The following is a 13091-nucleotide window of genomic DNA, read 5'->3' on the forward strand; positions in this document are numbered from 1 at the left end:
ATCATAAGGGGCAATGGCCCCCTGATCAAGGTTTGTTCAAAAAACGTCCTTCCAGCTGCGTAGGACGGCGAAAGTATCCTCTGGATTTTCCAAGCATTTTAAGGCGTATTTCTCAGCAGAAAATTTCACAGAATCGTGCTCGCAACGCAGAAAAACGTTGAACTCACGTTCATCCCCCAGCCGGGAGGGGAGACTCGGAAGGCCCTGCTGACGCAGTTTGCTGATCAGCCCGATCCGCTGCTGGATCGCCCTGTTGTCAGGCTCGACCGCGTAGGCGAAACGCAGGTTGGAGAGGGTGTACTCATGGGCACAATAGATGAGGGTGTCGTCGGGCAGGGCGGCGAGCCGTTGCAGCGAGTCATGCATCTGGGCCGGGGTCCCCTCGAACAGGCGACCACAACCGGCGGAGAAGAGCGTATCACCACAGAACAGCATGCCATGGCCGTGGTAGGCGATGTGGCCACGGGTATGGCCGGGCACATGGATGACATCCAGGCTCAGGCCATGCCAGTTGATCTGATCCCCGTTATCGAGCCACTGACCGTGGTGCTCGGGCATGGGATCATGTTTGGGGCCATATAGCCTTGCATGAGGGAACTGGGTGAGCAGGGCAGTGACGCCGCCCACATGATCCTGGTGGTGGTGAGTCAGCAGGATGGCGTCGAGTTGCAGCTCCAGCGCTGCCAGCCGCTCCAGCACGGGGACCGCATCGCCCGGGTCGACCACCAGACAGTGATTTTCGTGTCGGATCAACCAGATGTAGTTGTCGTTAAAGGCTGGAACTGTGATAACGGTATACATGAGTCTGCTTCTCTTTATGGAGGGTATCTTATATAACTGGATGGCGTTCGAACCCCAAGTTGAGCCCTATTATGCAGGTGGCACGTACCGAACAACAAATTGAGATCCCGACCAGCTGGTCGGCATTACCCATGGGGGACTGGGTGGCGGCCGAGATCCAGGAGCGGCTCGACAACTGGTGCCCACATCTGTTTGGTTATCATCTGCTTAAAGTCGGCGCCCTGAGCGCCGAGCTCTCCTGTGGCTGCTCTTCCATACGCCACCAGATAGGGGTGGCGACCAGTGGTCGGCTGCTGGATATCAAGGGCGATCCAGTGGCCTTGCCGGTGCGAACCGGCAGCGTGGATGCCTGTCTGCTCGCCCATTGCCTCGATTTCTCGCCCGACCCCCATCAGGTGCTGCGTGAAGCCGAACGTGTGCTGACCGACGATGGCTGGCTCATCGTCAGCGGTTATAACCCGCTCAGTCTGGTCGGTATCGGTCATTGTCTGCCTTTCCTGCGTCAACATCTGCCCTGGTCGGCTCGCATGTTCACCCCGGCGCGGGTTACCGACTGGTTGCACCTGCTTGGTTGCGAGGTGATGTTTGATGAGCGCTTTGGCTATTCGTTTATGGGCAAGCAGAGCCGGATTGGCTGGTGGCGGGAGAGTGTGGGGCGGGATTACTGCAGACCCTTTGCATCTGTCTATGTGATAGCGGCGCGCAAACGGCGTTTTCCACTCATCCCGGTGCGCCGTCGCTGGCGTGTGCCTGAGTCGATTGCGGCACCGGGCATGGCGCGTCAGGGCTGGTAAGCCATACCCTCGACGAGCGACTCTCGACCTCTCGGGTCAAAGACGCTCGTCACCCCTTGAGAGAGGGATCAGGGTTGATAGCCGGTGTCTTCGGCGAGCTGCTTGCCACTGGCCGCATCTCGCGCCAGCTCATCGCAGCGTTCATTCTCGGGGTGACCCGAGTGTCCCTTGACCCAGAGCCACTCTATTTGATGGCGGGCCACTTCCGCATCTAGCGCCTTCCAGAGATCGACGTTCTTGACCGGCTGGCGGTTTGAGGTCATCCATCCCTTCTTTTTCCAGCCGATGATCCACTGGGTGATCCCCTGGCGCACATACTGGCTGTCGGTGGTGAGCCGTACCTGGCAGGCTGCATTGAGAGTGCGCAGCCCCATGATGGCGGCCATCAACTCCATCCGGTTATTGGTGGTCAGCCGAAAACCACCGGAAATTTCCTTGCGGTGATCGCCATAGACCAGAACAGCACCATAGCCACCCGGGCCAGGATTGCCTAGGCAGGAACCATCCGTGTATAAATCAATGTGTTTTAACATGAGCAATCGATCTTTTTTAGCATGAGTCTTGGGGTAAACTAGCGGGTAAGGCCGAAGTTTGACATAGATTGGATCATGAACACACCCCAACTGAATCGCCAGATCATTCTGGATACTGAAACCACAGGTATGAACACCGCCGGTGGCCCCATCTATCTGGGGCACCGCATCATAGAGATCGGCTGTGTGGAGGTGATCAACCGCAAGCTGACCGGTAATCACTACCACGTCTATATCAAGCCGGATCGGCTGGTGGATCCCGAGGCCATCCAGGTGCACGGCATCACGGATGCCTTCCTGGTCGACAAGCCCCCGTTCAGCCAGATCGCCAACGACTTCATCGAATTCATTCGTGGCGCCGAGCTTATCGCCCACAACGCGCCCTTTGACGTGAGCTTCATGGACTATGAGTTCGGCAAGCTCGGACTCAACTTCAAGACCAAGGATATCTGCAGCATCACAGATACCCTGGCGATGGCGCGGGATCTCTTCCCGGGCAAACGCAACAACCTGGATGTGTTGTGCGATCGCTACGGCATAGACAATTCCCACCGGACCTTGCACGGGGCCTTGCTCGATGCGGAGATCCTGGCCGACGTTTACCTGCTGATGACGGGTGGCCAGACCAAGCTGAACCTGGCCACCGAAAGCCAGGAGAACGAGCGCAACCAGGACACCAGCATCCGTCGATTGGAGAGCAACCGTCCACCACTCAAGGTAGTGCGTGCCGGCGCCGACATCGAAGCCGTGCACGAGGCGAGGCTGGATCTGGTCCAGAAGAAAGGAGGAGCCTGCCTGTGGCGGCAATGAGTAAGCTATGGAGTGGCCTGCTGCTGCTGACCTCACTGACGGTCACAGCCAACGAGGTGTTTGCCCCCTCTGACATTCCCCTGCTCGATAACCGCTTTCGCATCGATTACGGGGTGAAGGAGATCACTTTCATAGTGACGCGCAAGCCGGGCACCCCTTCGGTGATACTGGTGAGGCCCGATGGCAGCAAGCTGTATGTCGGTAAGGTAACCCCGCCCGATGTGGGCTGGCTGGCACTCAAGGATCAGGATCTCATCACCATCCGTGACCCCATGCCGGGCCCCTGGCAGGCCATCGGCGAGGTGGATCCTGAAAACAGGGTGCGGATCCTGTCGAATATCAAACTGGAAACCGATCTGCTGCCGACTCAGCTCTATCAGGGGGAAGTCGTCAAACTCAAGTCCTGGTTGCTGATCGACGATGCCCCGCCCAAAGAGGGTTACTACCTCACGGATCTCGGCATGACGGTGAAGCTGCAGCGCTTCAACGATGCCCAGCAGCAGGGCGAGCCCATTCTGGATGAGCTACTTGGACATTATCGCGATGATGGCAAGGGGCTCGACGAGGTGCCGGGTGATGGCATCATGACCGCCAAGGCGGTATTGGATGTCCCGGCCGGCAAGTATAGAGCGCTCTACAGCACCGGCAATCAGGTCTTCTCACGGGCCCGTCATCAGGATGTGCTGATCTACCCGCTACCGGTCGGTTATAGCTTGGCGGTGCCGTCAAAAGAGTACGGTGCCAGGCTCTCCTTCCTGATTGACAGCGATGAGCTGGATCCCGCCTCCGTGATCATCAAGGGCAAGGCTGCCAATACCGTAGGAGCCAGCATGGCGTTCAGCGCGGTGGCGACCGAGCCCAGAGTGGAGATCGATCTCTCCGCCATCAAGGAGGTTGGCCAGTATGATGTGACCGCCACCCTGTTTGGAACTACCCGCTTGGGCCGCGAGATCCAGGTCACTCTGCCGGCCAAGTCATTCAACATCTTGCCTGTGCTGGCGCAGCCCCCTTCAGCCGCGTCCGTTGCCTCAGCAGCCGTACCCATCCAGGTGAAATTTGAGGAGAAAGAGAGTCGCGGTTGGTTGCTCTGGTTGCTGGGCGGCGTCGGTATCCTGGTGGCTCTGCTCGGTGGGGTTGGGGTCATCCTGTTGAAAAAACGCCGGGCATTGCAAAAGGCGATGGCTGCGCAGAAGGCAGAAAATGAGGGAGCCAAATCCGAGGCCAAGCTGGACTTGAACCTGCCCGAGCAGTAAGAGTCTGCCCTGAATGACAAAGCCGCCCTGTTGAGGCGGCTTTGTCATCTGTGGCTGCTGGCCGGTTGGCGTGAGGGAGGATCAGTGATCCCCGACGTAGATATCCTTGTGCTGCTCGCGGATCTTGAGGAACTTGTCCAGATTGGCCAGCATCAGATCCACCAGCTGGGGATCGAAGTGCTGCCCCTTTTCCTCTTCAATCAGCGCGAGCACCTTATCCAGCGGCCATGCCTTCTTGTAGCAGCGATCCGAGCCCAAGGCATCAAACACGTCGGCCAGCGCCACCACACGCCCCTCGAGCGGTATTGAATCGCCCTTGAGGCCACGGGGATAGCCGCTGCCATTCCATTTCTCATGGTGGTTGCCGGCTATGGTGGCGCCTATCTGGAACAGCGCCAGATCGCTGCCGGAGAGCATATCCTGCCCCAGTTGGGCGTGGGTCTTCATGATCTCCCACTCTTCCGGGGTCAGCTTACCCGGCTTGTGCAGTATGGCATCCGGGATCCCTACCTTGCCGATGTCGTGCAGGGGAGAGGCGCGCTTGATGAGCTCGCTCTGCTCTTCGCTCATACCAAGCAACAGGCAGAACAGCTCGGTGTAGAGGGCGACCCGCTTGACGTGCAGGCCAGACTCCTTGGAGCGGGTTTCCACCAGCTCCCCTATGCGGTAAATGATCTCGCGCTGGTTGTCGGCGATGACTTCGTTGAGCCGGATATTTTCCAGCGCCACTATGATGTTTTCAGTAAACAGGCTCAGCAGGCCCGTGTCCATCTGGCTGAGATGGCGGGTCGTCTCGATATGAAACAGCAGGTGATGACGGGGATTCTGGCAGTAGAGCACCATCTGATTACCGTCATAGACGGTAGCCCGGTTGGCCATGGCCTGGCGCAATATCAGAGGGGCATCGACCAGCCGCACGGACGGATGGCCAGGCAGCAGTGGCTCCAGGATCTGATCCCGTACCTCGTAGGTAAACTGCTTTACATCATAGATCTGGGACTCTTCCTGATTGATCAGGGCATCTAGCTGCTCCTGAGCTCCTTCGACAAACTGGCGCAGTGACCGTTTCTCAAAGATCCCCTTGGAGGCTTCGATGACTTTCTCTAGTCCCTGACGATTGCTCTCCAGGGTACATATATCGCGATATGAACGCAGGCTGGCCCGCAACAGGGTCCGCAGCTTCTGGGAGGTGAGCTCGGTCTTGTCCTTGTAATCGTTGATGTCGTAGTTGGTGACCACATCATCTTCCGGTGCCTGACCCGGTTGTCCGGTTCGCAACACTATGCGCACCATCTTGTTCTGCAGATCCTCGCGCACGAACTTGACCACATCGAGACCGGCGTGATCGACTTCCATTACGACGTCGAGCAGCAACAGGGCTACATCCGGGGTCTGGGCGAGCAACTCCTTGGCCTGTGCGGCTGAATAAGCATGCAAAAATTCAATGGGTTTGTTATCGAATTCAAATTTGCTCAGGGTGATCTTGGTGATGCGATGCACTTCGGGTTCATCGTCCACAATCATCACCTTCCATCCAGCCTGCTGGTTATCGAGAAGGGGCAGATCGTCATCGTCAATAATCAGGATTTGGTCATCCATCATGCAATCCTGTTTGGGATCCTGTGCTTACATTAACTGCTTCACTAAGGATAGGAAACTTATTGAGAAATAAAATTTGATCTATGAAATCTCTTTGTTGTTATCGTGATCCGGGCCCATAAAAAACGCCTCCCAACGGGAGGCGTTTGACGACTTTTCTGTGTGTCAGGCTGCTCTGTGATAGGCAGAAGGCTCGAACAGGGCCTTGTTGGCAACCAGATCTATGGGGTCGAAATCATCGACGTTGATGGTGCGCAGGCGGCTCTCTTCGGCGCGGCGCAGCAGGTCAGCCTCGGTCTGGTTGAGCACTCCCAGCGTCAGACCTGCATCCGCCACCTTGTTCAGCTGCATAAACGGACGCTTGATACCGTCAGCCTTGCATACTTTCTCAAACAGCGGTTCGGCAGAGAGCACGTCATCGAGCGCCTGTTCCAGCAGACCGAAGGGGTTGCCCTCTTCGCGGGTCAAGTATTGGCCCTGGGCCAGACGGCTGCGCGTCTCGCTTGGCGTTTGCAGCAGACGGGCAACCTGGCTGTCCAGCTTGTCGCTCGGACGCTTCATGTCACGGCCAAGGGGCAGCACTATGACGCGCAGCGCCAAGCCAATCCAGCGGTTCGGGAAGTTGCGCAGCAGCTCGTCGATCGCCTCTTGTGCTTTGAACATGGCATCTTGCAGTGCCCAGTGCAGCAGCGGCAGGTCGGCCTGCTGGCGTCCCTCGTCTTGATAGCGCTTGAGGGCGCTGGAAGCCAGATAGAGCTGGCTCAGCACGTCGCCGAGACGGGCGGAGACCCGCTCCTTGCGCTTGAGCTCGCCACCCAGGGTGCCCATCGCCATGTCTGACAGGAAGGCCAGGTTGGCCGAGAGGCGGGAGAGCTGCTGGTAGTAGCCCTTGGTCTGATCTTTGTACGGTGCAGAGGCAAAACGGGCGCCGGTGATACCGAGCCAGAAGCTGCGCACCAGGTTGCTGATGGCAAAGCCGACGTGGCTGAACATCGCCTTGTCAAAGTCCTTCAGCGCCTGACCCTTGTCAGGGTGGCTAGCCGCCAGCATCTCCGGCAACACATAAGGGTGACAGCGGATGGCGCCCTGACCGTAGATGATCATGCTGCGGGTCAGGATGTTGGCCCCTTCCACCGTGACGGCGATGGGGGCACCCTGATAACCACGAGCCAGATAGTTGTTGGGGCCCATGCAGATGGCCTTGCCGCCGTGGATGTCCATGGCATCGATGATGCACTTCTGGGCCCGGTCGGTGAGGTGGTATTTGACGATGGCGGAGATGACCGAAGGTTTCTCACCAAGGTCGATACCGGTCACGGTCAGGTTGGCGGCGGCGCCCATGATGTAGGCGTTGCCGCCGATGCGGGCCAGCGGCTCTTCAATGCCTTCCATCTTGCCGATGGGCAGCTTGAACTGGCGACGGATGCGGCTGTAGGCACCGCTCGCCAGGGCCAGCATCTTGACGCCACCGGTACTGTTGGAGGGCAGTGTGATGCCGCGACCGACCGACAGACACTCGACCAGCATGCGCCAGCCCTGACCGGCCATGGCCGGGCCACCGATGATGAAATCGAGCGGGACGAACACATCCTTGCCCTGGGTCGGGCCGTTCTGGAACGGCACGTTGAGCGGGAAGTGGCGACGGCCAATGCCAACACCCTTGATGTGAGTGGGGATCAGGGCGCAGGTGATGCCGAGCTCCTCGTTTTCCCCCAGCAGGTGATCCGGGTCGCGCAATTTGAAGGCCAGCCCCAGTACGGTGGCGATGGGCGCGAGCGTGATATAGCGCTTGTTCCAGGTCAGCCGCATGCCGAGCACCTCTTCCCCTTCCCACTGGCCCTTACAGACGATACCGAAATCGGGGATGGAACCGGCGTCGGAACCGGCTTCCGGGCTGGTCAGGGCGAAGCAGGGGATCTCTTTGCCGATTGCCAGACGGGGCAGGTAGTGGTCTTTCTGCTCATCGGTACCGTAGTGCTGAAGCAGTTCGCCCGGGCCGAGCGAGTTGGGTACGCCCACGGTGGAAGCCAGCACGGCACTGGCGCCACACAGTTTTTGCAGTACGCAGGACTGAGCATAAGCGGAGAATTCCAGACCACCGTATTTCTTCTTGATGATCATGGCGAAGAACTTGTTGTCCTTCAGGTATTGCCACACCTCGGGGGAGAGATCGGCCCGCTCGTGGGTCACTTCCCAGTCGTTGACCATACGGCACACTTCCTCGACCGGACCATCCATAAAGGCCTGCTCTTCGGCTGACAGCGTACTGACCGGGATGGCATGCAGCTTTTTCCAGTCCGGGTTGCCGGCAAACAGGTCTGCTTCCCACCAGGTGGTACCCGCTTCGATGGCTTCCTTCTCGGTGCGGGACATCTCCGGCATGATGGACTTGTAGATCTTGAACAGCGGCTTGGTCAGCTGATTGCGGCGAAAATCCACCAGATTGAGGGGGATGGCAATCACGGCGAACAGTACCCACACCAGCAGGGGGGCATGGCCATAGAATGTGCCGGCGATAAGTGCGGCTGCCGTGGCAAGCGTGGATGTGAACAGAGACGCCCGGCGATAAGCCATGGCGCCGATCACCAGGATCACCCCGAGCAGAGTGAGTGTCGTCGTCATATTTCGCTCCTTGCATGAGTTGCCGAAGTTGGGTGAAAAGTGGGTTAACTGATTCAGAGGTCTGACCTGTTGAACATGGCCCATGTTGTAATTCATACGCACAAACTTATCAAGATGTTTACAAGCTTGTTACTTTGGCTATGTGATCGGCATAACGTCCTGCCGGCGGCATCTTGAGGGGCGGGGGGCGACGATTGGATTGGCTTGTGCGACAATGGCGTCGCCCACATTTTGGAAGAGACATCATGTACCAAGAACTGATCCGCAATGAATTGACCGAAGCTGCCGGCGTGCTCCAGGCGTTCCTGGCAGATGAACAGAATCTGAAAAACATTGAAGCCGCTGCCAAGCTGCTCGCCGACTCCTTCAAGCAGGAAGGCAAGGTGCTCTCCTGTGGCAACGGGGGCTCCCACTGCGATGCCATGCATTTTGCCGAAGAGCTGACCGGCCGTTATCGCGAGAATCGTCCTGGCTATGCCGGTATCGCCATCTCGGATCCCAGCCACCTCTCCTGCGTCTCCAACGACTTTGGTTACGACTACGTGTTCTCCCGTTATGTGGAAGCGGTCGGCCGTCGTGGTGACGTGCTGCTTGGTATCTCCACCAGCGGCAACTCGGGCAATATCCTCAAGGCCATCGAAGCTGCCCATGCCAAGGGTATGAAGGTGATAGCACTGACCGGTAAGGATGGTGGCAAGATGGCGGGTCTGGCCGACGTCGAGATCCGGGTGCCGCATTTTGGCTATGCAGACCGCATTCAGGAAGTGCATATCAAGGTGATCCATATCCTGATCCAGCTGGTCGAAAAAGAGATGGCCAAGTAAGGAAGTATCGTCAGCCGGGATGTGCGAGCCTCACCAGGCCATATTTCGGTTGTACCTGCCCTGATAAGCGGCGGGATCGGCGGTGCTTTGCATCAGGCTGGTCCTGCTGATTGAAAAAAGATGCCCAGTAATAAGGAGTCCGCTGGTTATGTGCGAACTGCTCGGCATGAGTGCCAATGTGCCGACCGATATCTGCTTCAGCTTTACCGGTCTGATGCTGCGCGGCGGCAAGACGGGGCCCCACAAGGATGGCTGGGGGATTACCTTCTATGAGGGGAGGGGTTTTCGCACCTTCAAGGATCCCGAGCCCAGCGCCCAGTCGCCGATAGCCAAGCTGGTACAGGCGTTGCCTATCAAGAGCCGCGCTGTAGTCAGCCATATCCGGCAGGCTAACCGGGGCTGCGTGTCGCTGGAAAATACCCATCCGTTCACCCGTGAACTGTGGGGCCGCTACTGGACCTTTGCCCACAACGGCCAGTTGACTGGTTACAAGCGACTCGCTACCGGGCGGCACCGCCCGGTGGGGGACACCGACAGCGAGCATGCATTTTGCTGGCTACTCAACCGGCTGGAGCAGAAATACCCCAAGCGTCCCGCCAACTTCCCCGCCATGTTTCGCTATCTGTCCACCCTGTGTGACGAGTTGCGCGGGCTCGGGGTATTCAACATGCTGCTGTCGGATGGGGAGTTTGTGATGACCTATTGCAGCAACAACCTGCACTGGCTCACCCGGCGGGCGCCCTTTGGCGAGGCGAGGTTGCTGGATGAAGATGTAGCCATCGATTTCCAGAGTGAGACGACCCCGGATGACGTGGTGACCCTGATCGCAACCCGTCCACTGACTGGCAATGAAAACTGGGTCAGGATGGCGCCCGGCGAGTTCAGCCTGTTTCGGCTGGGTGAGCGTGTATGCGGCAGTCAGACTCGGTAATTAGCTGATTTAAATATAAAAAAATACCAGGGTAGAATCCTACCCTGGTTCTTCGCAGCAGCCATACAGGCAAAAGGGATGAGAGAGGTGTTGCTGAGTCGCATCATTCTCACTGCCACCAGTGTTGTATAAATGTTAATTGGTTGGCAACATTTATGTTTCAATCTGGTCTGCCTATCGCCACATTCCTAGAACCGGATCACATTTTTCGTTTTTGCGGCCGTTCGCCGGTCGACAAGCAGAAGGCGAGCGAGGAGTGACGTTGTCACGCCAGGCATCTATAGTATGTTCTGTTTGAATACCGCCAAATGAGGACTGAGGGATGGAATGGTTGGATCAAAAGGTGCTGCGACAGCTGGCGGAAGACATTGGCGAGGAGATGATGCCTGTGGTGATCTCGGTGTTTATCGAGGAGGTGGGTGAGCAGCTCGCCCAGCTGCGCCCACTCTATGAGCGGCAGGATTGGCCCGCACTGGCGCGGCTTGCCCACAGCATGAAATCCTCCTGTGGCAGCTACGGCGCACAGCTCAGTTACCAGCAGGTGGCGGCACTGGAGCTGGCTTGCAAACATGAAGATGCCGACGACGTCGCCCGGCTACTGACCCAGCTGGAGCAATCTTTGCCCCAGGTGCTCTCTCACCTTGCCAACTACCACTGAGCTTGCTGCGCAGGGGAACCAGCCGGTTCGCCGCTGCGCATAGCTGTCATTAGCGTTGATTGACCAGTTGCTGGATCACCCGATCCAGCGCCAGCTTGAGCTTCAGTCTGTCGTGGCGGTGGGGGAGTTCGGCCTCGCCCAGCTCGGCCTGGATCAGGCGACTGGCCAATTCTGCCGGATATTCCCCAGCGGGCGCCAGAATAGCATCGACGCGACCCGTACCGACTCGTGACTCCAGCCAGCGCCATTGGTTGAGCAGACTCAGCTGACTGGCAGGCCCACTCTCGGCCACCAGATTGCAGATGAACACCAGCATGGCATCGCTCTCATTGATGGCTTGTGCCACCTCGGCCAGCAGCAAGGGAGGCATGATGGAGGTCAGGAAGCTGCCAGGCCCGAGTATGATCATGTCGGCCTGAGCCAGCGCCTGCACAGCCTCACGAGTCGCCGGCACTTCCGGGCTCAGACTCAGGGAGAGGGGTGGCGTATCGAGCTGATCGATGGAAACCTCTCCCAGGATCTGCTTGCCACAGACGGTGTGGGCACACAGGTCGGTGGGAAACTCTGACATGGGTAACAATTGTGACTCTATTTTCAGCATGTCACTGATGAGCTTGATAGCATCAAGGGGACGCACGCAGAGGTTGTCGAGTGCCAGCAACATCAGGTTGCCGAGGTTATGACCCGCCAGCTCGCCGCGGCCGGCGAAGCGATATTCGAATAACAGGCTGCCGATGCTGGGATCGGTCACCAGTTGATTGAGGCAGTTGCGCAGATCTCCCCAGGCGATACACTCCTGACTCTTGCGCAGGCGCCCGGTGGATCCGCCATCGTCCGTGGTGGCGACGATGCCGGTCAGCCGCTGGCCGAGAAACGAGAGTGAAGAGAGCACGCGGCCCATGCCGTGGCCGCCACCGATGGCGACGACCCGATCAAAGTCATTGATGTTTTTCTGCCACATGCAGCAGTCCTTTGGTTGGGCTCATTTGAGGGTCATTCTAGCCCATAAAGTCAGATAATTGTTTGATAAAGGTATGATTTTTGCTTACCCCTAGCATCACGAACAACTAGGAGATGGTGTTGAACTTTCTGACGGCTCACTCTCTTGAAGAGACCCCCCTGCTGGCTGCCCGGCAGGTCAGTGAGCGGCTGCTCGCTCAATCGCCCCATTCCCCTTCACTGTTATTGGTCTATTTTACCCAAGCGCACGATGCCGAGGAACTGCGTCGTCACCTCAAGCAACAGTTTCCGACGACCCGACTGATCGGTTGTAGCTCCTGCGGCGGCGTCATGACCCAGGTTGGCCACCACGCCCGTCAGGGGATAGGGCTGGCAGTGGCCGCTCTCTACGATGGCAAGGGCGCCTACGGGGTGGCAGGGCAGGCGGGGGAGGACGTGGATATTCGCCAGTTGCTGCGTGCCGCCATCGCCGATGGCGGGCGTCCCGGCGAGCTGCCTCAGCTCATCCTGTTGCACGCCAGCCCGGGCCAGGAGGAGGCGATGCTGACCAGCATTGAAGCAGAGCTTGGAACGAGCGTCCCTGTCGTGGGAGGCTCGGCAGCTGACAACAGTGTCAGCGGCGATTGGCAGCTGTGCTGGGATGAGGGCAGTGCCCGTGAGGGAGTCGTGTTGGCGGTGCTCTATCCCGATTGCCAACTGGCGTTTCAGTTTCATTCGGGCTATGTCCCTACCGAGCATCGCGGCACCATCACAGCCCTGGCGGGGCGCGAGATCCTCACCATAGATCATGAGCCCGCCGCTGAGGTCTACGCTCGCTGGACCGGGCGAACCACTGCCTGGCCGGTGGGCCCCATATTGCGGGATACCACCCTCTCGCCGCTGGCCCGCCAGGTGGGCACCCTGGACGACATGCCCTATTACAAGCTATCCCATCCCGAGGTGGTGACAGAGGGTGGCGGATTGCGCCTCTTTACCGATATCCAGCTCGGCGAGCGACTCTTGCTGATGTACAGCAGTCAGGAGGGGCTGCTGCAGCGCAGCCTGAATGCGACCCACATCGAACCCGAGTACGGCATGAGCGCAGAGATGCGGCCGTTCGGGGCCCTTGTGATCTTTTGTGCTGGTTGTCGCTTGGCTCTTGGTGATAGTTTATGCCAATTTGTCGATCAATTTCACACTCGGCTGGGGGACATCCCCTTCATTACCCCGTTTACCTTCGGTGAGCAGGGGCGTCTGCCCCACGGTGAGCTGGCACACGGCAACCTGATGGTATCGAGTGTGATCTTCCTCGACAGCTGATATATGG

Annotated in this window: 12 protein-coding genes; 7 read left to right on the forward strand and 5 right to left on the reverse strand. The window is 58.4% G+C overall.

What is annotated here, in order from left to right; genetic code table 11:
* Positions 1 to 36: 36 nt before the first annotated feature.
* Complete coding sequence (gloB, locus tag WJM78_RS06655; RefSeq protein WP_339014595.1) at positions 37 to 801, reverse strand: hydroxyacylglutathione hydrolase; 765 nt, start codon at positions 799 to 801, stop codon at positions 37 to 39.
* A 71-nt stretch (positions 802 to 872) separates the two neighbouring features.
* Here gloB and WJM78_RS06660 point away from each other — a divergent pair, with 71 nt between their 5' ends.
* Positions 873 to 1595 (forward strand): class I SAM-dependent methyltransferase, encoded by a 723-nt coding sequence (locus tag WJM78_RS06660; RefSeq protein ID WP_339014598.1) that lies wholly within the window; start codon positions 873 to 875, stop codon positions 1593 to 1595.
* Between the two features lie 68 nt (positions 1596 to 1663).
* Here WJM78_RS06660 and rnhA read toward each other — a convergent pair whose 3' ends face one another.
* Positions 1664 to 2128: a ribonuclease HI gene (gene rnhA, locus WJM78_RS06665; RefSeq protein ID WP_042034629.1), complete on the reverse strand. Its 465-nt coding sequence runs from the start codon at positions 2126 to 2128 to the stop codon at positions 1664 to 1666.
* A 75-nt stretch (positions 2129 to 2203) separates the two neighbouring features.
* Between rnhA and dnaQ the strand changes: the two genes are divergently transcribed.
* Positions 2204 to 2938: a DNA polymerase III subunit epsilon gene (gene dnaQ, locus WJM78_RS06670; RefSeq protein WP_042034628.1), complete on the forward strand. Its 735-nt coding sequence runs from the start codon at positions 2204 to 2206 to the stop codon at positions 2936 to 2938.
* Entirely contained in the window at positions 2935 to 4191 is a 1257-nt protein-coding gene (locus WJM78_RS06675) for a TIGR03503 family protein (RefSeq protein ID WP_212512427.1), read from the forward strand. The genes dnaQ and WJM78_RS06675 overlap by 4 nt, the downstream gene beginning before the upstream one ends.
* 81 nt (positions 4192 to 4272) lie before the next feature.
* Here the strand turns inward: WJM78_RS06675 and WJM78_RS06680 are convergent, their stop codons facing one another.
* Together WJM78_RS06680 and fadE are read right to left on the reverse strand one after the other, a co-directional pair.
* Complete coding sequence (locus WJM78_RS06680; protein ID WP_339015781.1) at positions 4273 to 5790, reverse strand: HD domain-containing phosphohydrolase; 1518 nt, start codon at positions 5788 to 5790, stop codon at positions 4273 to 4275.
* A 165-nt stretch (positions 5791 to 5955) separates the two neighbouring features.
* On the reverse strand, positions 5956 to 8412 hold the full coding sequence (fadE, locus tag WJM78_RS06685) for an acyl-CoA dehydrogenase FadE (RefSeq protein WP_339014605.1): 2457 nt from the start codon (positions 8410 to 8412) through the stop codon (positions 5956 to 5958).
* 245 nt (positions 8413 to 8657) lie between these two features.
* Here fadE and lpcA point away from each other — a divergent pair, with 245 nt between their 5' ends.
* From lpcA to WJM78_RS06700, 3 genes are all read left to right on the forward strand, one after another.
* A complete protein-coding gene (gene lpcA / locus WJM78_RS06690) occupies positions 8658 to 9236 on the forward strand; it encodes a D-sedoheptulose 7-phosphate isomerase (RefSeq protein WP_005309841.1) in 579 nt (192 codons plus the stop codon).
* Positions 9237 to 9384: 148 nt separating this feature from the next.
* Entirely contained in the window at positions 9385 to 10167 is a 783-nt protein-coding gene (locus WJM78_RS06695; protein ID WP_212512425.1) for a class II glutamine amidotransferase, read from the forward strand.
* Positions 10168 to 10489: 322 nt separating this feature from the next.
* Complete coding sequence (locus WJM78_RS06700) at positions 10490 to 10825, forward strand: Hpt domain-containing protein (RefSeq protein WP_042034623.1); 336 nt, start codon at positions 10490 to 10492, stop codon at positions 10823 to 10825.
* A gap of 49 nt (positions 10826 to 10874) precedes the next feature.
* On the opposite strand, the gene WJM78_RS06705 is transcribed toward WJM78_RS06700, so the two are convergent.
* Complete coding sequence (locus WJM78_RS06705) at positions 10875 to 11786, reverse strand: gluconeogenesis factor YvcK family protein (protein ID WP_042034622.1); 912 nt, start codon at positions 11784 to 11786, stop codon at positions 10875 to 10877.
* A gap of 113 nt (positions 11787 to 11899) precedes the next feature.
* Between WJM78_RS06705 and WJM78_RS06710 the strand changes: the two genes are divergently transcribed.
* A complete protein-coding gene (locus WJM78_RS06710; protein ID WP_339014614.1) occupies positions 11900 to 13084 on the forward strand; it encodes an FIST signal transduction protein in 1185 nt (394 codons plus the stop codon).
* The last annotated feature ends 7 nt before the right edge of the window (positions 13085 to 13091 follow it).

This window comes from Aeromonas popoffii, assembly GCF_037818705.1.
GTDB classification, from domain to species: Bacteria; Pseudomonadota; Gammaproteobacteria; order Enterobacterales; family Aeromonadaceae; genus Aeromonas; species Aeromonas popoffii.